General features: G+C 67.6%; 19 protein-coding genes. 9 read left to right on the forward strand and 10 right to left on the reverse strand.

Annotated features, from left to right (window positions below):
• Positions 1 to 4 precede the first annotated feature (4 nt).
• Positions 5 to 679, forward strand: coding sequence for a DUF4136 domain-containing protein (locus ABD927_RS10615; protein ID WP_345249094.1), 675 nt, complete (start codon positions 5 to 7; stop codon positions 677 to 679).
• Here ABD927_RS10615 and ABD927_RS10620 read toward each other — a convergent pair.
• Positions 655 to 1287 (reverse strand): TetR family transcriptional regulator, encoded by a 633-nt coding sequence (locus ABD927_RS10620; protein WP_345249096.1) that lies wholly within the window; start codon positions 1285 to 1287, stop codon positions 655 to 657. The genes ABD927_RS10615 and ABD927_RS10620 overlap by 25 nt on opposite strands.
• 81 nt (positions 1288 to 1368) lie before the next feature.
• On the opposite strand from ABD927_RS10620, the gene ABD927_RS10625 reads away from it, so the two are divergent.
• On the forward strand, positions 1369 to 1713 hold the full coding sequence (locus ABD927_RS10625; RefSeq protein ID WP_345249098.1) for a DMT family protein: 345 nt from the start codon (positions 1369 to 1371) through the stop codon (positions 1711 to 1713).
• A gap of 47 nt (positions 1714 to 1760) precedes the next feature.
• Here the strand turns inward: ABD927_RS10625 and ABD927_RS10630 are convergent, their stop codons facing one another.
• On the reverse strand, positions 1761 to 2120 hold the full coding sequence (locus ABD927_RS10630; protein WP_345249100.1) for an H-NS histone family protein: 360 nt from the start codon (positions 2118 to 2120) through the stop codon (positions 1761 to 1763).
• A gap of 257 nt (positions 2121 to 2377) precedes the next feature.
• Here ABD927_RS10630 and ABD927_RS10635 point away from each other — a divergent pair, with 257 nt between their 5' ends.
• Positions 2378 to 2917 carry a YaeQ family protein gene (locus tag ABD927_RS10635; RefSeq protein ID WP_345249102.1) on the forward strand — a complete coding sequence of 180 codons (540 nt, stop codon included), beginning with the start codon at positions 2378 to 2380 and terminating at the stop codon, positions 2915 to 2917.
• Positions 2918 to 3147: 230 nt separating this feature from the next.
• Positions 3148 to 4401, forward strand: coding sequence for a class I SAM-dependent methyltransferase (locus ABD927_RS10640; protein WP_345249104.1), 1254 nt, complete (start codon positions 3148 to 3150; stop codon positions 4399 to 4401).
• 48 nt (positions 4402 to 4449) lie between these two features.
• Here the strand turns inward: ABD927_RS10640 and ABD927_RS10645 are convergent, their stop codons facing one another.
• A complete protein-coding gene (locus ABD927_RS10645; RefSeq protein ID WP_345249106.1) occupies positions 4450 to 5070 on the reverse strand; it encodes a TetR/AcrR family transcriptional regulator in 621 nt (206 codons plus the stop codon).
• Between the two features lie 235 nt (positions 5071 to 5305).
• Between ABD927_RS10645 and ABD927_RS10650 the strand changes: the two genes are divergently transcribed.
• The 3 genes from ABD927_RS10650 to ABD927_RS10660 all read left to right on the forward strand — a co-directional run bounded on the left by ABD927_RS10650 (position 5306) and on the right by ABD927_RS10660 (position 11362).
• Complete coding sequence (locus ABD927_RS10650) at positions 5306 to 6589, forward strand: efflux RND transporter periplasmic adaptor subunit (protein WP_345249108.1); 1284 nt, start codon at positions 5306 to 5308, stop codon at positions 6587 to 6589.
• A gap of 15 nt (positions 6590 to 6604) precedes the next feature.
• Positions 6605 to 9721: an efflux RND transporter permease subunit gene (locus tag ABD927_RS10655; RefSeq protein ID WP_345249110.1), complete on the forward strand. Its 3117-nt coding sequence runs from the start codon at positions 6605 to 6607 to the stop codon at positions 9719 to 9721.
• A gap of 144 nt (positions 9722 to 9865) precedes the next feature.
• Positions 9866 to 11362 carry an efflux transporter outer membrane subunit gene (locus ABD927_RS10660; protein ID WP_345249112.1) on the forward strand — a complete coding sequence of 499 codons (1497 nt, stop codon included), beginning with the start codon at positions 9866 to 9868 and terminating at the stop codon, positions 11360 to 11362.
• A 119-nt stretch (positions 11363 to 11481) separates the two neighbouring features.
• Here the strand turns inward: ABD927_RS10660 and ABD927_RS10665 are convergent, their stop codons facing one another.
• The 7 genes from ABD927_RS10665 to leuS form a co-directional block, all read right to left on the reverse strand.
• On the reverse strand, positions 11482 to 11670 hold the full coding sequence (locus ABD927_RS10665) for a hypothetical protein (RefSeq protein WP_345249114.1): 189 nt from the start codon (positions 11668 to 11670) through the stop codon (positions 11482 to 11484).
• Positions 11671 to 11886: 216 nt separating this feature from the next.
• Positions 11887 to 13395: a THUMP domain-containing class I SAM-dependent RNA methyltransferase gene (locus ABD927_RS10670; protein WP_345249116.1), complete on the reverse strand. Its 1509-nt coding sequence runs from the start codon at positions 13393 to 13395 to the stop codon at positions 11887 to 11889.
• Between the two features lie 44 nt (positions 13396 to 13439).
• Positions 13440 to 13862 (reverse strand): CopD family protein, encoded by a 423-nt coding sequence (locus tag ABD927_RS10675; protein WP_345249118.1) that lies wholly within the window; start codon positions 13860 to 13862, stop codon positions 13440 to 13442.
• A gap of 32 nt (positions 13863 to 13894) precedes the next feature.
• Positions 13895 to 15160, reverse strand: coding sequence for a glutamate-5-semialdehyde dehydrogenase (locus tag ABD927_RS10680; RefSeq protein WP_345249120.1), 1266 nt, complete (start codon positions 15158 to 15160; stop codon positions 13895 to 13897).
• A 100-nt stretch (positions 15161 to 15260) separates the two neighbouring features.
• On the reverse strand, positions 15261 to 16364 hold the full coding sequence (gene holA / locus ABD927_RS10685) for a DNA polymerase III subunit delta (protein ID WP_345249122.1): 1104 nt from the start codon (positions 16362 to 16364) through the stop codon (positions 15261 to 15263).
• Positions 16365 to 16518: 154 nt separating this feature from the next.
• Entirely contained in the window at positions 16519 to 17049 is a 531-nt protein-coding gene (locus ABD927_RS10690) for an LPS-assembly lipoprotein LptE (RefSeq protein WP_345249124.1), read from the reverse strand.
• The gene (gene leuS, locus ABD927_RS10695; RefSeq protein ID WP_345249126.1) at positions 17046 to 19703 is read right to left on the reverse strand and encodes a leucine--tRNA ligase; all 2658 of its coding nucleotides are present in this window, start codon (positions 19701 to 19703) and stop codon (positions 17046 to 17048) included. The genes ABD927_RS10690 and leuS overlap by 4 nt, the downstream gene beginning before the upstream one ends.
• A 147-nt stretch (positions 19704 to 19850) precedes the next feature.
• On the opposite strand from leuS, the gene ABD927_RS10700 reads away from it, so the two are divergent.
• Together ABD927_RS10700 and ABD927_RS10705 are read left to right on the forward strand one after the other, a co-directional pair.
• Positions 19851 to 21038 carry an ABC transporter substrate-binding protein gene (locus tag ABD927_RS10700; protein ID WP_345249128.1) on the forward strand — a complete coding sequence of 396 codons (1188 nt, stop codon included), beginning with the start codon at positions 19851 to 19853 and terminating at the stop codon, positions 21036 to 21038.
• A gap of 117 nt (positions 21039 to 21155) precedes the next feature.
• Positions 21156 to 22076, forward strand: coding sequence for a branched-chain amino acid ABC transporter permease (locus tag ABD927_RS10705; protein ID WP_345249129.1), 921 nt, complete (start codon positions 21156 to 21158; stop codon positions 22074 to 22076).
• Positions 22077 to 22268: the final 192 nt, after the last annotated feature.

Here is a 22268-nt window from a genome sequence, read left to right on the forward strand (position 1 = left end):
CGCGATGACAGAACGCAAATGTAATTTTTCGTCAGTCGGCTGGTGGCGGGGAACCGCCTGGGCCGCACGGCTGCTGGCGGTGATGCTGCTGGCAGGTTGCGCCGCCACCGTGCCGGCACGGGTTACCACCTTCCAGCAGTGGCCGCAGGATGCCGTGGGGGCCACCTGGGCGCTCGATTCGACGCCCGCGCAGCGCGACAGCCTGGAATATCGCCAATATGCCGACATGATCCGTTCGGCCATCGGGCCCATCGGGCTGGTGGAGGCGCGCGACGGCCAGAAGCCGCGTTTCCTGGTTTCCTTCACTTACGGTACCGAGCCGGTCCAGGTCCGGGTGCAGCGGCCGGCCTACGATCCCTTCTACGGGCCGTGGGGACCTTATGCCTTTGGCGGCTGGGGGCGGCCGTGGCGCGGCGGCGGGTTCGGTTATATGTGGGGGCCGCCTTATCCCAGTACCTGGACGGAAACCACCATCGATGCCTCGCGCAGCACGCTCAAGGTGGAAATCCGCGATACGGCCCACGGCAACGCCAAGGTTTACGAATCGACCGCCGTCAATCACGGTTCGGGCGATCTGCCCGAGGTCATGCCTTATCTGGTGCGCGCGATTTTCGACCGCTTCCCCGATACCAACGGCCAGGTGCGCGAAATCGATTATGAGGTCCCGCCCGCGCGCTGACGCAGTCCGGCGAGGAAACTGTCGACCATGCGCGGGCCCACCGCGAGGATATCGATGGCGGCCGGCGCCAGCAGCCAGTCCAGGATCAGGCCGTAGGTGAGCGCATGCAATCCGATCGCGGCGTGGCGCGGGTCGAGCGTTGCGGGCAACTGGCCGTTGCGAATGGCCTGGCGAAAGCCGGCCTCGTATTGGCCGAGGCAGTTATTGCGGTCTTCGAAATGGCGCCGGCGCAGGTCGGCCATTTCGGCCACATATTCGCATTTGAACGTCAGGATTTCGCAAATGCGGTGGGCGCTGGCTTCCTGGCAGATCAACTCGAACGCGAATACCGCGCAATCCCGCAGGCGCTGCAGGGGATCGGTGCCATCGTCTTCGCCCGGGCGCTGGCGGGCGTCTTCGATCGGCAGCTTGACCCGCTGCAGCATGGCGTCGAGCAGGTCGGTCTTGTTCCGGAAATGCCAGTAGATGGCGCCGCGTGTCACGTTGGCAGCGGCCGCGATGTCTTGCAGCGAGGTGTGGGCCACTCCCTGCTCGCTGAAAATGTGCTCGGCGGTCTCGAGGATGCGTGCGCGAGTCTCCAGCGCTTCCTCTTTGGTTTTGCGTACCATTGCGGCAGCCATGGATACATGCGTGGTTGTATGTAAATATAGCACGCCCGCCGCGCGGCCCCCCACTCAGCCGAGGGAGCAATGCCTCTTCACACCTTGATGTTTGCCGGCATGCTGGTCATGTCGAACCTGTTCATGACCTTCGCCTGGTACGGCCATCTGCGCTATGCGCATACCAGCCCGTGGTACGTGGCGGTGCTGGCGAGCTGGGGCCTGGCCTTTTTCGAGTATGCGATTCAGGTGCCGGCCAATCGGTTCGGCTTCGGTTTCCTGAACGTGATGCAGATGAAAGTGCTGCAGGAGGTGGTCACCTTGTCGGTATTCGTGCCGTTCGCCATCCTGTTCATGGACGAAAAGCTGCGCTTGAATCACCTATGGGCGGCAGTGTGCCTGGTGGGCGCGGTGTATTTTGCGTTCGCCGATTGAAAATCGCCCGCGCGGCGCCGTCGGCAGGGGCGCCGCGAGGCCGGCCTTCAGGAACCGATCAGGAACTGCTCGCGGTTGGCGCCGCTGGCTTCGGCCGCCACCAGCCAGCGCGGCGGCTTGCCGCGGCCCGTCCAGGTTTCGCCGCTTTCGGGGTGGCGGTACTTCGGGGCCACCTGCTTCGGCGTTTTGTTGGCGCTCTTGGCGCCGACGCGCGCCGAGCTCTTGCGGGCTGCCGGCAAGCCCTTGGCCACCGCGGCCTTCAGTTCGTCGGGGGTGATCGCATACTCTTGCATCAGCCGCACGATGGAGGCAACGACGGGCTGGCGCTGCTTGAGCCGCACGGCTTCGGCTTTGTCCTGCAATTTCTTGATTTGCGCTTGCAGCGACTGGTAGGTTTCTTTAGCCATTTTTTTCCAATCAGGGGTGGTAATCGAGGTGGCGGGCCGCTGGTGACACTTTCCACCATGGCCGCAATTCTATTAGCGAATATTCAGTGCTGTGAAGCTTTGTTCGACAACGGATACATTTCGGCGTGCGCTGAGCATTTTATGAGACAACGGAGCCGCATATCGCCGCAAGGGTTGAAACGATATATGGTATTCGTGTCAGCGGGTTTTTCCGGGATAACCGTCACGCACCCGGTGCGTACTTTTTTCAATTGACTATGGCTCTTCGATCCACCGTATATAAGGCGGCGCTGCAGATCGCCGACATGGACAGGCACTACTATGCCGATCATTCGCTGGTGCTCGCCCGCCACCCGTCCGAAACCGACGAGCGGATGATGATGCGGCTGCTAGCATTTGCGCTGCACGCCGATCCCGCCCTCGTTTTCGGCCGCGGCCTGAGCAGCGACGACGAGGCCGATCTCTGGCGGCGCGACCTGACCGGCGCCATAGAGTTGTGGGTCGAAGTGGGGCTGCCCGACGAAAAATGGATTCGCAAGGCCTGCGGGCGCGCCGCGCAGGTCGTGCTGTATGTGTACGGCCGCGCCGCCGGCGGCTGGTGGGAGCAGCAGCGCGCGGTGCTGGGGCGGCTCGACAATCTGGCCGTCTATCGCATCGCGGTGGAGGAATCGCAGGCGCTGGCGGTCATCAGCAGCCGCTCGATGGCGTTCAGCTGCACTATCCAGGACGGTACGGCATGGTTCGGCGCAGATGACGGGTCGCTTTCGGTCAGCCCCGAAAAACTGTACCCGCTATAGGGTCTATAGTTTTTTTCGAAATGCAGGCAAAGCCGGGCCGGGCGCTGCGCGGCGCTTCGCTGTGCGGCCCGGTACACGATCCGGGACCGATTTTGGTGCTAGGATTCAGAGCGAATCGGCAGTCCTGTATTCGGCAATCCGTGCGATGGCGCCCAGGGGGGATCTCGCGCAGGCAGGCGCCGTAACGGACGCGCCTGCTCGCCGGGCGCGCAACTCGGAATCGTTCATTCATGAAAGCGATACTTTCGCATGTCCAGCGGCGGCTAGAGGCTTTGCCCGTGCCCGTCGACGTCGTGCTGCCGGACGGCAGCCATGCCGGCACGCCCGGCGCCCCGGTAGGTTTCACCGTCAATAATATGCGCGCGCTGGCACACCTTGGCCGGGGCGAGATCGGCAAACTGGCGCAGGATTATGTCGAGGGCGGCCTCGACATCCGCGGCTCGATGCGCGACGTGATGTCGGCGGCGGCCGGCATCCTGCCGCGGTCGCCGGTTTCGACCGAAGGCTACGGCTGGCTGGCCACGCTCGGCAAGCGCGTCGTGTCGACACTGCGGCACACGCGCGAGCGCGATGCCCGCCAGATTGAATTCCACTACGACCTATCGGACGATTTCTACGGATTGTGGCAGGATCCGCGCCGCGTATATTCCTGCGCGTACTATCGCACTTCCGACATGACGCTGGCCCAGGCGCAGGAGGCCAAGCTCGACCATATCTGTCGCAAACTGCGTCTGCACGAAGGCGAGCGCTTCCTCGATATCGGCGCCGGCTGGGGCGGGCTGCTGTTGTGGGCAGCCGAAAACTACGGGGTCGACGCCACCGGCATCACGCTGTCGAAGAACCAGCATGCGCACGTCAACCGGCTGATCGAACAGAAAGGGCTGTCCGGCCGGGTGCGGATGCAGTTGCTCGATTATCGCGAACTCGACGAGTCGCGGCCGTTCGACAAAATTGCCTCGGTAGGCATGTTCGAGCACGTGGGGCTGATCAACCTGCGCGCCTACTTCGCCAAGATCTTCAATCTGCTGCGGCCGGGCGGCCTGGCCATGAATCACGGCATCACGGCCGGCGGCACGGCCAATGCCGAGCTGGGCGCCGGCATGGGCGAATTCATCGAGAAATACATTTTCCCCGGCGGCGAACTGGTCCACATCAGCAAGGTACTGGAACGGCTCAGCCAGGGCGGCCTGGAGGCCGTCGACGTCGAAAATCTCAGGCCGCACTACGCACGCACGCTGTGGGCCTGGAGCGACGGGCTGGAAGCCCGGCTCGACGAGGCCTACCGGATCCTGAGCGGCGAGCAGGGCGCCAAATCGGTGCGGGCCTACCGGCTGTACCTGGCGGGTTGCGCGATGGCGTTCGAGCGTGGCTGGATCTCGCTGCACCAGGTGCTGTGCCAGCGCCAGGATTCGGTGCTGGGCGATCAGCTCGATGAGCCGCCGGGCCAGGCGTATCCGTTCCGGCGGGACTACATGTATCGATAAAGGGTTGTACCCCGGCGCGTCGCCTGTCCTCGCAGGCGCGCCGGCCGGCTATGGCGCGTCGTTTGGCGTTTCGCCGTCGGCGTCGGCGCGGCGCTCGGCGGCCAGGTTGAGCGCCGCCGAAACCACGCCGATCTGCGTGTCGATCAGCTGTCGCATTTCCTGGCCGTCGCGGGCGATATGCTTGAAGCCCGTCATGCCGAACACGATGGCCCGCGCCAGCTGGCGCGCCGCGATTTTCAGTTCGGTATGGCGCAGCGGTTCGCTGAGGATGCCGGCGATCAGCTCTTCGAATGCCAGGCAGCCTTCGCGGACGGGGGGAAAGCCGAAGTCGAACATGTCTTTGGCGTCGGGGTTGGCGCGCACCAGTTCGAAGCCTTCGGCGCCCCAGGCTTCGCAGGCGAAGCGCAGCTTGGCGGCGAGGCTGGCGCGGCGGGCCAGCCCCTGGCGGATGGCGGTAAGCTTGTTGGCGACCATCGTGTCGATGACCGCCTTGAAGACCTTTTCCTTGTCGGGGAAGGTGAGGTACAGCGTAGGGCGCGTCAAGCCGGCCGCCTCGGCGATGTCTGCCATGGTGGTGCGCCGGTAGCCATAGCGAAGGAACACACCGATGGCTGCGTCGACGATGTGCTGTCGGCGTGCCGCCGGTCCGCTGGGAGTCTCTTCCTTCATTATTTGATTGCTGTTGCTTTGACACACTGACTTTATTTGTCAGTGTATCATTCACGGCTGCAATGAGGGGCCTGCGTATGCGCGCGGGGCGCCGCCCGGCGGGAACGTTGTTGGCCCGGGGCCGTCAATGGATGGGTTCGGGGGGCAGTCCGTCGCAGGGCCGCAGGCCGTCTGCCTGGCCATGCCCGCCATGACAAGTCGCTTACATTCAACATCAAGTCAGAGGTCGATCCCAATGCTCGTCGAACGGGTTCCATTTCGCCTGATCAGTATCGCGGCGGCTGCCGCGATACTGGTCGCCTGCGGCCAGAAGCAATCGGCGCCGCCGCCGCAGCAGCAGCAGGCGCCCGAGGTGGGGGTCATCACCCTCCAGCCCACCACCGTGCCGGTCGTGACCGAGCTGCCGGGCCGCACCAGCGCGTACCTGATCGCGCAGGTGCGGGCGCGCGTCGACGGTATCGTGCAGAGCCGCGACTTCACAGAAGGCGCCGACGTCAAGGCGGGCCAGCGGCTGTACAAGATCGACCCGGCTCCATACCTCGCGGCGCTGAACAACGCCAAGGCCTCGCTGGCCCGGGCCCAGGCCAGCCTCGCCGCGCAGAACGCCCAGGTCAACCGCTTCAAGGTGCTGGTGGGAGCCAATGCCATCAGCAAGCAGGAGTATGACAACGCCGTGGCCGCGCAGGGCCAGGCCGCGGCCGACGTCGAGGCGGGCAAGGCGGCGGTCGCGACGGCGCAGATAAACCTCGGCTATACCGACGTCGTGTCGCCCATCAGCGGCCGCATCGGCCTGTCGCAGGTCACGCCCGGTGCCTACGTGCAGGCCTCCCAGGCCACGCTGATGACCACCGTCCAGCAGCTCGATCCGGTCTACGTCGACATGGCGCAGTCCAGCGTCGACGGCCTGCGGCTGCGCCGCGAGATCCAGGAAGGCCGCCTGCAGGCCAACGGCGCCAACGCCGCCCGCGTGTCGCTGCTGCTGGAAGACGGCAGCACCTATGGCCAGATGGGCAAGCTGCAGTTTTCCGACGTCAGCGTCGACCAGGGCACCGGTTCGATCACCGTGCGCGCCATTTTCCCGAACAAAGACAAGATCCTGCTGCCCGGCATGTTCGTGCGCGCGCGCATCGATGAAGGCGTCAATGACAAGGCCATCGTCGTGCCGCAGATGGGCGTGATGCACGACCAGAAGGGCCAGCCCCAGGCGCTGGTGGTCGGGCCCGACAACAAGGTCGAGCTGCGCACGCTGGTCACCGCGGGCACGGTCGGCAGCAGCTGGGTGGTAGACAGCGGCCTGTCCGCCGGCGAGCGGGTAATCCTGAACGGCGTGGAAAAGGTCCGGCCCGGCATGACGGTCACGCCCGTCGCCGCGCAGCTGCCCACGGCCGCCGCGCAGGGCGGCCAGCCAGGGCAGGCCGCTGCCCCGAAGCAGGCGTCACAGGGCCAGGCGCCTGCTGCCGGCGGGACGCCGCAGGGCGGGCCCGCTGCCGGTGCGCCGGCGGCGTCGGGCTCGAAATAATCGGGGATCCGTTTCATGGCAAATTTTTTCATCGATCGCCCGATCTTTGCCTGGGTGCTCGCGATCGTCCTGATGCTCGCCGGCGTGGCGTCCATCTTCAACCTGCCGATTGCGCAGTACCCGACGATCGCGCCGCCCTCGATCCAGATCAGCGCGAACTATCCGGGCGCGTCGGCCAGCACGGTGGAAAACACCGTGACCCAGGTCATCGAGCAGCAGATGAGCGGCCTCGATCACCTGCTGTACATGTCGTCCACCAGCGATGACGCGGGCCTGGCCACCATCACGCTGACCTTCGCGGCCGGCACCAATCCCGACATCGCCCAGGTGCAGGTGCAGAACAAGCTGCAGCTGGCCACGCCGCTGCTGCCGCAGGCCGTGCAGCAGAACGGCACGCGCGTCACCAAGTCGAGCAACAGTTTCCTGATGGCCATGGCTTTCGTCTCCGAAGACGGCAGCATGACCAAGAACGACCTGACGAACTACGTGGCGTCGAAGGTCCAGGATTCCATCAGCCGGATCGACGGCGTCGGCACGGTGCAGCTGTTCGGCTCGCAGTACGCGATGCGGGTCTGGCTCGATCCGAGCAAGCTGACCAACTACAGCCTGACGCCGATCGACGTGCGCGCCGCCATCACGGCGCAGAACGTGCAGATCGCCGGCGGTTCGCTGGGCGGCGCGCCGGCGGTGCCCGGCCAGATGCTGCAGGCCTCCATTACCGAGGCCACGCTGCTGCAGACACCCGAGCAGTTCGGCAACATCCTTTTGAAGGTCAACGCCGACGGCTCGCAGGTGCGGCTGAAAGACGTCGCTCGCATCGAGCTGGGCGCCGAGAACTACAACTTCGACACCCGCTACAACAACCTGCCCACCGCCGGCTTCGGCGTGCAGCTGGCCACCGGCGCCAACGCGCTGGCCACGGCCGACCGCGTGCGCGCCAAGATCGCAGAACTGCAGCAATATTTCCCGCCGGGCCTGACCGTCAAGTATCCGTACGACACCACGCCGTTCGTCAAGCTGTCGATCGAAGAAGTGGTCAAGACCCTGGTCGAGGGCATCCTGCTGGTGTTCCTGGTCATGTACCTGTTCCTGCAGAACTTCCGCGCCACGCTGATCCCGACGATCGCGGTGCCGGTGGTGCTGCTGGGCACGTTCGCGATCATGGCGGCGGTCGGGTTCTCGATCAACACGCTATCCATGTTCGGACTGGTGCTGGCGATCGGCCTGCTGGTCGACGATGCCATCGTGGTGGTGGAGAACGTCGAGCGGGTGATGTCCGAGGAGGGCTTGTCGCCCCGCGAGGCCACGCGCAAGGCCATGGGGCAGATCACCGGCGCGCTGATCGGCGTGGCGCTGGTGCTGTCGGCGGTGTTCGTCCCGGTGGCGTTTTCCGGTGGTTCGGTCGGCGCCATCTACCGCCAGTTCTCGCTGACCATCGTGGCGGCCATGACGCTGTCGGTCATCACCGCGCTGATCCTGACGCCGGCGCTGTGCGCCACGCTGCTCAAGCCGATCCCGAAGGGCCACCACGAAGAGAAGAAAGGTTTCTTCGGCTGGTTCAACCGCATGTTCGGCAAGGCGCAGGCCGGCTACCACAGCGGCGTCGGCCACGTGATCCGGCGCTCGGGGCGCTGGATGCTGCTGTACGTGCTGCTGGCGGCCGTGGTGGCGGTGCTGTTCCTGCGCCTGCCCAAGTCCTTCCTGCCCGACGAAGACCAGGGCACCATGTTCGTGCTCGTGCAGGCGCCCACCGGCGCCACGCAGGAGCGCACCGCCAAGGTGCTGTCCGACGTCACCAACTACCTGCTCAACGACGAGAAGGACATGGTCGACGCGGTGTTCACGCTGAACGGCTTCAGCTTCGCGGCGCGCGGCCAGAACACCGGCCTGGCGTTCGTGCAGATGAAGGGGTTCGAAGACCGCAAGGCCGCCAACCTGAAGGCGCAGGCGCTGCTGGGCCGGATGTTCGCCCACTTTTCCACGTACAAGGACGCGATGGTGATCCCGGTGATCCCGCCGTCGATTCCTGAACTGGGCACGGCCTCCGGCTTCGACTTCGAACTGCAGGACCGGGGCGGGCTGGGGCACGACAAGCTGATGGAAGCGCGCAACATGCTGCTGGGCCTGGCGGCGCAGGATCCCTCGCTGGCCCAGGTGCGTCCCAACGGCCTGAACGACACGCCGAAGTTCAAGATCAACATCGACCGCGAAAAGGCCAGCGCGCTGGGCGTGCCGGCCAGCGACATCGACCAGATCTTCTCGATCGCGTGGGGGTCGTCGTACGTCAACAACTTCCTGGACATCGACAACCGGATCAAGAAAGTCTACGTGCAGGCCGACGCGCCGTACCGGATGCAGCCCGACGACATGAGCCATTGGTACGCGCGCAATGCGGCCGGCCAGATGGTGCCGTTCTCGTCGTTCGCCACCGGTTCGTGGATCTACGGCTCGCCCAAGCTGGAGCGCTACAACGGCATTTCGTCGGTGCAGATCCAGGGCGCGGCGGCACCGGGCAAGTCCACCGGCCAGGCGATGGAAGCGATGGAAGCCATCGCGGCCAAGCTGCCGGCCGGCATTGGCTACGAATGGACCGGCCTGTCGCTGCAGGAACGGCAATCGGGTTCGCAGGCGCCCATCCTGTATGGCATCTCGATCCTGTTCGTGTTCCTGTGCCTGGCGGCATTGTATGAAAGCTGGTCCATTCCGTTCTCGGTGATCCTGGTGGTGCCGCTCGGCATCCTGGGCGCCCTGCTGGCGGTCACGATGCGCGGCCTCTCGAACGACGTGTTCTTCCAGGTGGGCCTGCTCACTACGGTGGGCCTGTCGGCCAAGAACGCCATCCTGATCGTCGAGTTCGCGCGCGAACTGCGAGCTCAGGGCATGGGCACGATCGAGGCTGCCATCGAGGCGTCGCGGCTGCGGCTGCGCCCGATCCTGATGACCTCGCTCGCCTTCATCCTGGGCGTGCTGCCGCTGGCGATCAGCAACGGCGCCGGCTCGGCCAGCCAGCACGCGATCGGCACCGGCGTGATCGGCGGCATGCTGACGGCCACCTTCCTGGCCATCTTCATGATCCCGATGTTCTTCGTCATCACCAGCCGGATCGGCAGAAGCAAGGACAAGCCGCATTGATGGACTACCCCCTACGCGCTTCGCGCGCCCCCTGGAAAGGGGCGACGCCGGTGGACCGGCAAAGCCCGGATCCGCGGCGTCCTGAATCGGGACTGCGGCAGTTCGGCGTGCCACTGCTCGTGCAAAGTACGGTGAGGAATTAGGATGCTCAGACATACTTTAGCGGCGGCCGCCGTTGCCGCTCTTGCCGCGGGCTGCTCGTTCCAGCCTGCATTCCAGCGTCCGGTCTCTCCGGTGGCCGACACGTTCCCCGCCGGGCCGGCCTACGAGAGGTCCGATGCCGCGCCGGACGCGTCCGGCGGCCGTTCCGCGCAGGGCCTGCCGGCGGCCGACATCGGCTGGCGGGATTTCTTCGCCGACGCCCGCCTGCAACGCGTGATCGAACTGGCGCTGCAGAACAACCGCGACCTGCGCACCTCGATCCTCAACGTCGAGGCCGTGCGCGCGCAGTATTTGATCGCCCGCGCCGACCTGTTCCCCGCGCTCGACATCGATGCCTCGGCCACGCGGCAGCGCACGCCGCCCAGCCTGGCGGCTGCCGGCCGGACCCAGGTGCGGCAGTATTCGGTCGGGCTGGGCGCCTCGTGGGAGCTCGATTTTTTCGGCCGCATTCGCAGCCTGAAGGACGAGGCCCTGGCGCAATACCTGTCCACGGCCGAGGCGCGCAAGTCGGCCGAGCTGGCGCTGGTGGCCGCGGTGGCCGACCAGTACCTGGCCGTGCTGGCCTACGACGACCTGCTTGCCATCACGCGCAATACGCTGAAGACGGCGCAGGAATCGTTCGACATCACCAAGCTGCAGTTCGACACCGGTACCGGTTCCGAACTCGACCTGCGCCAGGCGCAGAGCGTGGTGCAGCAGGCCCAGGCCAATCTGCAGTCGCAGCTGCGGCTGCGGGCGCAGGCCGAGAACGCCCTGACGCTGCTGGTGGGCCAGCCTTTGCCGGCCGACCTGCCGGCCGGCGTGGCGCTGGGCGACCAGAACCTGCTGGCCGACATCCCGGCCGGACTGCCGTCCGACCTGATCGCGCGCCGTCCCGACATCGCCGCGGCCGAACAGGCGCTGCGCGCCGCCAATGCCGACATCGGCGCGGCGCGCGCGGCGTTCTTCCCGCGCATTTCCCTGACGGGTAGCTTCGGCACGCTGTCGCCCACGCTGGGCGGCCTGTTCGATTCCAATTCGGAAGCCTGGTCGTTCGTGCCCCAGCTGACGCTGCCGATCTTCACCGGCGGCGCCGCCACGGCGGGGTACGAACTGGCCAAGGTGCGCCAGCGCATCGAAGTGGCCAACTACGAGAAGACGATCCAGACCGCGTTCCGCGAAGTGGCCGACGGCCTGGCTGCGCGAGGCACGTTCGACGAGCAGATCCGGCAGCTGGCCGGGCTGACCGACTCGCAGAACCGGCGGCTCGAATTGTCCGACCTGCGGTATCGCAACGGGGTGGACAGCTATCTGGCGGTGCTGACGGCGCAGACCGACCTGTACGCGGCGCAGCAGTCGCTGATTTCCGCACGGCTGCAGCGGCTTACCAACCTGGTCGACCTGTACCAGGCGCTGGGCGGCGGGTGGCTGGAACGGACGGGAGATCAGCCCCGGCCGGCCGACACCACGGCGTCCGGCGACGTCGAGGCGCAGAAGTAGCCATCAGGACGCGCGGGCGGGGAGCGCAGGTCTTCCCGGCCCGTGCCGCAAAAACGAAGGGCGGCCCCGCAAGGAGTCGCCCTTTGTTCATTGCAGCCGCCTGTGCGGCCCCAGCCGGATCAGCTGTTGGCGTAATCCACGTTGTAGCGACGGGCATTCGCCTTCAGTTCGCCAATGAAGCCCAGGATCGTCTTACCGGCACTCAGCAGCGCGGCGAGGGGCTTGGATTCGTTGGTATCTGCCAGTTCGCCGCGGACCAGTGCGCGTTCGACGGAGTCGGTAAACTTGCTGTCTTGAACGACTTTCATGGTTTGCTCCCGCAGTTTCACTCAAGCGGTAGTGCTTAAGTGTTAACCCTATATTAGGGGAAATACTAATTCTGTTCAAGCCCATGGCACGGGAAATCCTGCTAAGCGTTGCTTTTTTGCGATGCAGCAACGTCGGCCCTGTATTCGTGACGTAAAGCCGTCTAGCGGTGAAAAAAACGCCCCGAAGGGCGTTCTCATGGGTTTTGCGGCGCAGCGTCAGCGCCGGAAGCCGCCGCTCACCAGTTCGAAGCCGAACAGCCGGCATTCCAGCGCGCCGTTGTACATCGGGATGCGGCGCTTGGGATCGAGCCGCAGCTTGCGCGGCAGGTCGAAGTCGTTGGTGATGACGTGCAACTGCCAGCCGCCGAACTCGCGCTTGAGCGTGCGCGACCATTCCGGCCACAACTCGGCGTCGCCGGCGCCCAGGCGCTCGCCATAGGGCGGGTTGGTGACGATCCAGCCGGCGCGCTCGTCCAGCGGGCAGGTATCGCGGGCGTCGGCAGTCTCGAAATAGATGGCGTCGTCGGTCAGCCCGGCGCGACGGGCATTTTCGCGGGCCGCATCGATGGCCTGCGGATCCAGGTCGGCGCCGGCCAGAGGCATCGGCAGTTCGTCCAGGATGCGCGAGCGGGCATCGTCCTTCAGGTCGCGCCAGCGGCGTTCGGGATGATGGCGCAGGCGTTCGAAGGCGAACGGGCGGGAGACGCCTGGCGGCACCTTGAGCGCCGCCAGTGCGGCCTCGATCAGGATGGTGCCGCTGCCGCAGAACGGGTCGAGCAGCGGTGCGTCGGCCGGCCAGCCCGACAGCGCCAGCAGGCCGGCTGCCAGGTTCTCGCGCAGCGGCGCCTCGCCCTTGTCGAGCCGCCAGCCGCGCTTGAACAGCGATTCGCCGGAGGTGTCGAGATAGAGCGTGGCGGTGTCGGCCGACAGGAAGACGTGCACCCGGGCGTCGGGGCGCACGGTGTCGATGCTGGGGCGTTCGCCTTCGAGGTCGCGCAGGCGGTCGCAGATGCCGTCCTTGGCGCGCAGATTGCAGTACTGCAGGCTCTTCATCGGGCTGCGCACGGCGGAGGTGTCGACGCGCAGCGTCTGTTCGGCGCCGAACCAGCGTTCCCAGGGGGTGGCCCGGGCCAGTTCCAGCAGGTCGTCTTCGGTGGCGACGGGGCCGCGGCCTACTTCGACCAGGATGCGCGCGGCGATCCGCGAGTGCAGATTGGCCTGCATCACGCCCTGCCAGTCGGCGCTGAAATGGGCGCCGGCGCGGCCCTCGTGGACGTCGGCGAAGCCCAGCTGTTGCAGTTCGGCCGCCAGGGCGCCCTCCAGCCCCTGCGGGCAGGGGGCGAACACGCGGAATGTCTCGGGCCCCGCCGGGCGGGCGGCCGGCGCAGCGGCGGGCCCGCCTGCCGCCGGACCGCGAGGGGGCGAATTGCGCGGCCGGAAACCGCCTTCCGCCGCAGGCCGCGCCGACGAACGCCGTTCGGCCTTGGGCGGCCGGAGAGAGGGCGCATTGTCGCGGCCGCCCCGCGTCGAGCCGCCTGCAGGCGTGTCGCCGGCGGCGTCGGCGCGTGTCGCGTCGCGCATGCGCGCCCGCTTTTCCTCTTCCAGGCCGGCCTGGGCCACGCGCCGGGCGCGCGGCCCGGCGCGCCTGGCGTCGCCGCGGCCGGCGGTGGCGTCCGGCGTGCGGGCGCGGACGGAGAGCTTCTTGCGCTCGGGACTGTCGGACAAAATGTTGAACCGGAAAAGGGTTGGAAAGAACAGGCCGGAAAGGCCTAGAACGGCTTGACCACCACCAGGATGGCGATGGCCAGCAGCAGCACGATCGGCACTTCGTTGAACCAGCGGTAGAACACGTGCGAACGCGTGTTGCGGCCGGTCTCGAACTTGCGCAGCAGGCTGCCGCAGGCATGGTGGTAGCCGATCACCAGCACCACCAGCGCCAGCTTGGCATGCAGCCAGCCGTTGCCCGGCCCCTTGCCGATGCCGTAGCCCAGCCACAGCCACAGCCCCAGCACCAGCGCCGGCAGCGCCAGGATGGTGGTGAAGCGGTACAGCTTGCGCGCCATCGTCAGCAGCCGCGTGGCCGCGGCGGCGTTGGTCTCCAGCGCCAGGTTGACGAAAATCCGCGGCAGGTAGAACAAGCCGGCGAACCACGACGCCACGAACACGATATGAAAAGCCTTGACCCACAGCATGGGCGATCTCTCCCTTGGCGGCGCGCGGCCGGTCAGCCGCGCGTCTGGGCGTCGCCCGTCAGCACCCACTTGAGCGTGGTCAGGCCTTCCAGGCCGACCGGGCCGCGCGCGTGCAGCTTGTTGGTGGAAATGCCGATCTCCGCGCCCAGGCCGTATTCGAAGCCGTCGGCGAAACAGGTCGGCAGGTTGACGTAGACCGAGCTGGAGTCGACCTCGCGCTGGAAGCGGCGCGCCGACTGCAGGTTTTCGGTGACGATGGCATCGGTATGCTGCGAGCCGTAGGTGGCGATGTGGTCCATGGCCTGGTCGAGCGAATCGACCACCCGCACCGCCAGGACGGGGGCGGCGAACTCGGTGCCCCAGTCGTCCGCCGTGGCGGCCTTGATGCCCGGCAGCAGCGCGACGGTGCGCTCGCAGCCGCGCAGTTCCACGCCGTGGTCGATCAGCGCGCGGCCGATCTTCGGCAGGAAGCGTTCGGCCACCGCCGCGTGCACCAGCAGCGCCTCCATCGCGCCGCAGATGCCGTAGCGGTAGGTCTTGGCGTTGAACGCTATGGTGTGGGCCTTGTCCAGGTCGGCCCATTGGTCCACGTAGACGTGGCAGACGCCGTCCAGGTGCTTGATCAGCGGCACGCGGGCCTCTTCCGACAGGCGCTTGATCAGGCCCTTGCCGCCGCGCGGCACGATCACGTCGACGTATTCGGTCATTGTGACCAGCTTGCCGACGGCGGCGCGGTCGGTGGTTTCCACCACCTGCACGGCGTCGGGCGGCAGGCCGGCGGCCTCCAGGCCGTCGCGCACGATGCGGCCGAGCGCGGTGTTGGAATGGATGGCCTCGGAGCCGCCGCGCAGGATGGTGGCGTTGCCGGATTTCAGGCACAGGGCGGCGGCGTCTATCGTGACGTTGGGGCGCGATTCGTAGATGATGCCTATCACGCCCAGCGGCACCCGCATGCGGGCCACCTGCATGCCGTTCGGGCGACTGCGGGTTTCGGTCAGCTCGCCCACCGGGTCGGGCATCGCGGCGATCTGCTCCAGGCCGGTCACCATCAGGCCCAGCGCCTTGTCGGACAGCGTCAGCCGGTCGATCATCGCCGGCGACAGGCCGTTGGCGCGCGCGGCCGCCAGGTCCTTCGCGTTCTCGGCCTGCAGCCAGTCTTTCTGCGCGCGCAGCGCGGCCGCCATGGCGCGCAGCGCGGCCGCCATGGCGCGCTTGCCGGCGCGCGCCATCAGCGGCGCGGCGCCGCGGGCGCGGGCGCCTACCTGCTGCATGTATTCGTCGATGTCGAGGCTTTTCATGGTCGTCTGCAAATGTAGCCGCCTTATTTTATCCATGGCGCCGCGGATCCGGCTGTGCCGGTCCGCCAGCGCCGCCCTTGAGGGAAGCGGCCGGGGGCCGCTAGGGGTGGGCCTTCCCTTCCGGTCCGCCAGCGCCGCCCCCTGGGGGGCGCGCGAAGCGCGCAGGGGGGGGCACCAATCTCAAGGCCAGGCGGGTCAGTTCGTGCCACGGGTCGGCCAGCCGGCCGGGCACCCGCAGGCCTTTGATGATCTTATCCACTTCGTGCGCATGGTGCACGGCGGCCGGCCAGGCCTGCGGCGCCACCCGTTTGAGCGCCTGCGCGGCCAATTGTTCGTGCGCGCCGAAAAAACGCAGCGAGCGCATCAGCCCGGCCGGGTTCTGGCCATTCTGGGCGGCCTGCGCGATGCGCGCCAGCAGGCGGATTTCTTCGCCCACCGCCCACAGCACCAGCGGCAGCGCCTCGCCCTCGGCGCGCAGGCCTTCGATCAGCCGCACCACGCGGCGGGCGTCGCCGGCCAGCATGGCGTCGCGCAGCTTGAATACATCGTAGCGCGCCACGTTCATCACCGCTTCCTGCACCTGTTCCAGCGTCAGCGCGCCTTCGGGGTAGAGCAGGGCCAGCTTCTGGATCTCCTGGTGGGCGGCCAGCAGATTGCCTTCGACGCGGTCGGCCAGCCACTGCAGCACGTCGCCCGCGGCGCGCTGGCGCTGACGGGCCAGCCGCTCGCCGATCCAGCCGGGCAGCGCCGGCCGCTCGATGGTCGGCACGTCGATTACCGTGCCGTGGGCGGCCAGCGCGGTGAACCAGGCCGCCGAGCGGGTGGCGCGGTCGAGTTTCGGCAGCATGACCACGGTGACCCGGTCGTCGCCCTGCGTGGGCGCCTGGGCCGCCAGCCGGGCGATCACCTCGCCGCCGGTCTTGCCCGGCTTGCCGGTGGGAATCTTCAGTTCCAGCAGCCGCCGGTCGCCGAACAGCGAGATCGACTGGGTGCCGGCCAGCAGCGTGTTCCAGTCGCTGCGCGCATCCGCCACCACCGTTTCGCGTTCGGTATACCCCGCCGCCCGCGCCGCCTGCCGCAGCGCGTCGCCGGCCTCGATCACCAGCAGCGGTTCGTCGCCGGTGACCGTATACAGCGGCTCCAGCCGCCCGCCGGCCCGCGCCAGGTGCGCCGCCAGCTGGTCAGGACGTAGCGTTCCGCTCATTCAACGCCTTCCGATAAGGTGAGGGCCGTTCCCGGATGCCGCCAGCGTACGCCTACCGCTACCGTAAGACGAACCATCCAGGGTGCGGTGGATCCGGCTTTGCCGGTCCACCCGCGCCGCCCCCTGGGGGGCGCGCGTAAGCGCGTAGGGGGGGTCATCTCTCAATGGCGGACATACGGCGCAGCAACTGCTGGATCACGTCGTTCTGCATGTCGCGGTACAGCAGGTTGGCCTCGTTGTCCTTGGCCAGGGTGGCGGCGTCGCTGAAGGTCAGGTCGCGCTTGAGCGTGATCGTGGTGGGCGGGATGTACTCATGGCCGCGGGCGTCGCGCACGGTGAATTCGAACAGGTAGCGCAGCTCGTATTCGCGCACCCGGCCCGAGGCGTCGAGCGACAGGATGCTGCGCTGCCGGGTTTCGCTCAGTACCTGCAGCTGGGCCTCGGCCTGGCGCGGGTCTTCCACCACCTGGGTGGTGGTGCCGGCGCGCACGTAGCGGCGCAGCATGGCGCCGAGCTCGCTTTTGTCGTCGATGCCGATGTACAGGGTCTTGAACGGCAGCGTGGCCGTTCCGCGCAGCGCGAAGCCGCAGCCGCCCAGCAGCGCCAGCGCGCCGCCGGCCGCCGCCGCGCGCAGCCAGCGGCGCCGCGCCGCCGAAGCGATCGATCCGGTGCCGATGTGCATCATCCCACCACGTTGACGAGTTTGCCGGGCACCACGATAACCCGCTTGGGCGGCCGGCCTTCCAGGAAGCGCCCGACCGCCTCGTGCGCCAGCGCCAGGGCCTCGACCGCGGCGCGGTCGGCGCTGCTTGGCACGGCCAGCGCGCCGCGCAGCTTGCCGTTGACCTGCAGCACCAGTTCGATCTCGTCGGTGACCAGCGCGGATTCGTCGACCTCGGGCCAGGGCGCGTCGAGCAGGTCGCCGTGGCGGGCGGCGAAGCCGAGTTCCTGCCAGGCCGTCCAGGTGATGTGCGGGACGATGGGGTAGAGCACGGCCAGCAGCACGCGCACGCCCTCGGCCAGCGCGGCGTCGCCGGCCGGGCCGTCGAGCTGCGCGTCTTCCAGCGTGTTGAGCAGCTTCATGCCCGACGACACCACGGTGTTGTACTGGATGCGCTGGTAGTCGTAGTCGGCCTGTTTCAGGATCGCGTGCACGTCGCGGCGCAGGGCCTGTACCGCGGGGCCGGCGGCCTTCCAGTCGGGCGCGGCCACCGCCTGGCCGGCGGCGATGCGGTCGCGCCGGGCATGGCAGAACGACCACAGGCGGCGCAGGAAGCGGTGCGCGCCGTCCACCCCGGAGCCGGACCATTCCAGCGTCTGCTCGGGCGGGCTGGCGAACATCACGAACAGCCGCGCGGTGTCGGCGCCCTGGTTCTCGATCAGCGATTGCGGGTCGACGCCGTTGTTCTTCGACTTCGACATGGTGCCGACGCCGCCGTATTCGATCTCGGAGCCGTCGCGCTTGAGGCGGGCGCCGACGATGCTGCCCTTGGCGTCGTAGACGTTCTCGACCTCGTCGGGCCAGAAGTATTCGATGCCGCCTTTCTCGCCCTTGCGGAAGTAGATGTGGTTGAGCACCATGCCCTGGGTCAGCAGCTTGACGAAGGGCTCGTCGAACTTGACCAGGCCCATGTCGCGCATGACCTTGGTCCAGAAGCGCGCGTACAGCAAATGCAGCACGGCGTGCTCGATGCCGCCGATGTACTGGTCCATGGGCATCCAGTAATCGTTGCGGGCGTCGACCATGGCGTCGTCGTTGCCGGCCGAGGCGTAGCGCATGAAATACCACGACGAATCGACGAAGGTGTCCATTGTGTCGGTTTCGCGCCGCGCCGGCTTGCCGCATCTGGGGCAGGTGCAGGCCAGGAAAGGCTCGTGGCGCGCCAGCGGGTTGCCGCTGCCGTCGGGGATCAGGTCTTCCGGCAGCACCACCGGCAGGTCTTGCTCGGGCACCGGCACCGGACCGCAGTCGGCGCAGTGGATGATCGGGATCGGCGTGCCCCAGTAGCGCTGGCGCGAGATGCCCCAGTCGCGCAGGCGGAAGGTGGTGCGCTTTTCGCCCAGGCCCAATGCCTGCAGGTCGGCCGCCACGGCGTCGACCGCGGCGGCGTGGGCCAGGCCGTCGTACTTGCCGGAATTGACGGTGCGGCCGGCCTGCTTGTCGCCGTACCATTCCTGCCAGGCGTCGGTGGAGAAGGACTGGCCTTCGACCGCGATCACCTGGCGAATCGGCAGATCGTATTTCTTCGCGAACGCGAAATCGCGCTCGTCGTGCGCCGGCACGCCCATCACGGCGCCGTCGCCGTAGCTCATCAGCACGTAGTTGCCGACCCACAGCGGCACCGGCTGGCCGGTAAGCGGATGGGTCACGGTCAGGCCGGTGGGACGGCCTTCTTTTTCGCGGGTGGCCAGCTCGGCCTCGGTCACGCCGCCCTGGCGGCACGCTTCGATGAAGGCGGCCAGTCCGGCGTCGCCGCGGGCGGCGTGGGCGGCCAGCGGGTGTTCCGGCGCCACGGCGCAGAAGGTCACGCCCATGATGGTGTCGGCGCGGGTGGTGAACACGTAGAGCCGGCCGTCCTGGATGAGCCGGCCGTCCTCGCCGCGGATATCGTGGGTGAAGGCGAAGCGCGTGCCTTCGCTCTTGCCGATCCAGTGTTCCTGCATCAACCGCACGCGCTCGGGCCAGCCGGGCAGGCGGTCTTGCACGTAGGAGAGCAGTTCCTCGGCGTAGTCGGTGATGCGCAGGTAGTAGCCGGGGATCTCGCGCTTTTCCACCGGCGCGCCCGAGCGCCAGCCGCGGCCGTCGATCACCTGCTCGTTGGCCAGCACCGTCTGGTCGACCGGATCCCAGTTGACGACCTGCGTCTTGCGGTAGGCGATGCCTTTTTCCAGCATCTTCAGGAACAGCCACTGGTTCCACTTGTAGTAGCGCGGATCGCAGGCGGCCAGCTCGCGCGACCAGTCGATGCCCAGCCCCATCGCCTTCATCTGCTTTTTCATGTAGGCGATGTTTTCGTAGGTCCATTTGGCCGGCGGCACCTTGGACTTGATGGCGGCGTTCTCGGCCGGCATGCCGAAGGCATCCCAGCCCATCGGCATCAGGACGTTGTAGCCCTTCATCCGCAACTGCCGGTACATGGCGTCGTTGATGGTGTAGTTGCGCACGTGGCCCATGTGCAGCTTGCCGCTGGGGTAGGGCAGCATCGAGCAGGCGTAGAACTTGGGCTTTTCCGTGCCGTCGGGGCGCCGGGCGTGTTCCACCGTCAGGTAGGCGTTGACGGCTTCCCAGTGCTCCTGGGCGGCAGACTCGATCTCGGTGGGGGAATAGCGTTCCTGCATGATTTGCGCGGGCGGGCCAGGGGAAACCGTCGATTATAGAAGGAGCGGGCGCGCTGCGCCTGCCGGGCGCTGTAGGCGCGGCGCCGCCGGGCAAGTAGAATGCCGGAGCTTTGCTCGCACCCCACGCACCCAACAGGAGAAAATCCGATGCCCGGCCAAGCTTTCCCCCTTCGCAGCCTCTTCGCCGGCGCGCTGCTGGCGTTCGCCGCCGCCGGCGCGCACGCGGCCCAGCAGCCGGTCAAGGTCGGCGTCGCGCTCGACGTGTCCGGCCCGTTCTCGGCGCTCGGCGCCGAGACCCGCGACGGCATCGCGCTGGCGGTCAAGCTGCTCGACGGCAAGCTGGGCGGCGTGCCGGCCGAGTTCCTGCAGACCGACATGGGGGGCGATCCCGACCAGGCGCGCCAGCTGGCCGACCGCTGGATCCGCCGCGACCATATCGACCTGTTCACCGGCCCGATCGGTTCCAACGTGGCGCTGGCCGTGGGCCCGGCGCTGTTCGCGGCCAAGGTGCCCTACCTGAGCGCCAACGCCGGCCCCAGCCAGTTCGCCGGCAAGCAGTGCAACGCCTATTTCTTCGGCGCCACCTACCAGAACGATACCGTGCACGAGGCCGCCGGCAAGCTGGCGTCGGACCGTGGGTTCAAGAAGACCGCGCTGATCGCCCCCAACTACCCGGCCGGCAAGGACGCCCTGACCGGCTTCAAGCGGCTGTTCACCGGCACCGTGGGCGACGAGCTCTACACCAAGCTGGGCCAGCTCGACTACGCCGCCGAACTGGCGCAGCTGCGCGCCAGCAAGCCCGACTCGCTGTACTTCTTCCTGCCGGGCGCGATGGGCATCAATTTCATCAAGCAGTTCGTGGCTGCCGGGCTGTCGAAAGACATCACCCTGATCGCGCCCGCCTTCTCGGCCGACGAGGACATCATCCCGGCGGTGGGCGAGCCGATGCTGGGCCTGCTCAATACCTCGTACTGGGCGCACGACCTCGACAACCCCGCCAACCGCAAGTTCGTGGCGGAGTTCCGCAAGGCGTACAAGCGCTATCCCTCGCTGTACGCGGCGCAGGGCTATGACGTGATCATGGCGATGGACGCCGCGGTGCGCGCGGTGGGCGGCAAGGTGTCGGACCGCCCGGCGTTGCTGAAGGCGCTGAAGGCGGCCAGCTACGCGTCGGTGCGCGGCAATTTCCGCTACGGCAACAACCAGTACCCGATCCAGGACTACTACGTGCGGGTGATCGGGCGCGATGCGCAAGGCGTGATCACGAACAAGCTGGCGGGCAAGGTGCTGGAGGCCCATCGCGACGCATACTATAAAGACTGCGCGTTGAAGTAGGCCCACCTCTGGCGGCCTTCGGCCGCTCCCCTCAAGGGGCGGCACCGGCGGACCGGCAAAGCCGGATCCGCGGTGCCCGGGGATGTGCCGGGGAAAACTGGAGATTGTTGCGGCGGCATGCAGACTATCTTTGTCATCGAGCAGTTGCTCAACGGCATGGGCTACGGCTTCATGCTGTTCCTGCTGGCCGCCGGGCTGACGCTGGTGTTCGGGATCATGGACACCATGAACCTGGCCCACGGCTCGCTGTTCATGGTGGGGGGCTACATGGCGGCCACCGTGCATACCCGCAGCGATTCGTTCGCCGCCGCGGTGCTGGGCGGCGTGGCGGCCACCGTGCTGGTGGCGCTGGTGCTGGAGGCGCTGCTGATGCGGCGGCTGTACGGGCGCGACCATCTGGCGCAGGTGCTGGCCACCTTCGGCGTGATCCTGATCCTGGACGACGCGGTCAAGGCCCTGTGGGGGCCGGCGCCCATCATGGCGCCGCCGCCGGCCGCGCTGGGCGAGCCGGTCACGCTGCTGCCGGGGCTGCCGTATCCCTCGTACCGCCTGCTGATCCTGGCGGCCGGGCTGGTCATCGCGGCGGGGCTGTACCTGCTGGTCAACCGGACCCGCATCGGCATGCTGGTGCGGGCCGGCGCCTCCAACCGCGGCATGGCCGAATTGATGGGCGTGCGGGTGGACCGCGTGTTCACGCTGGTGTTCCTGCTGGGCGCCGCGCTGGCGGCGGTGGCGGGGGCCCTGATGGGGCCGATTTCGGCGGTGCAGATCGGCATGGGCGAATCGATCCTGATCCCGGCGCTGGTGGTGATCGTGATCGGCGGCATCGGCTCGGTGCGGGGCGTGTTCGTGGCCAGCATGCTGGTGGGCGTGGTCGATACCGCCGGCCGCGCCTTCCTGCCGCCGGCGCTGCGCGCGGTGCTGCCGCCGGCCGTGGCGGCCGACCTGGGCCCGGCGTTGACCAGCATCGCGGTGTATGCGCTGATGGTGGCGGTGCTCGCGTTCAAGCCGGCCGGGCTGTTCCCGGCGCGGGCCTGAGCAGGGGAATGCCGATGTCCAAGCGCGACGTGTCCGCCGCGTTCCCGGCACCTGGCGACCCTCCGGCGGAGGAAGCTGCTTCCACGGCATCTGCAGGCACCGGTGCGGCGGCCGGGGCGCTTGCGGCCGGGGGTTCGATTTCCCCGTCGCCGACGGCCCCATCTTGCGGCGCCGGACGTTCGCCGTGGCGCC

Source organism: Pigmentiphaga soli, from assembly GCF_039541095.1.
In the GTDB taxonomy this organism is placed as follows: Bacteria; Pseudomonadota; Gammaproteobacteria; order Burkholderiales; family Burkholderiaceae_B; genus Pigmentiphaga; species Pigmentiphaga soli.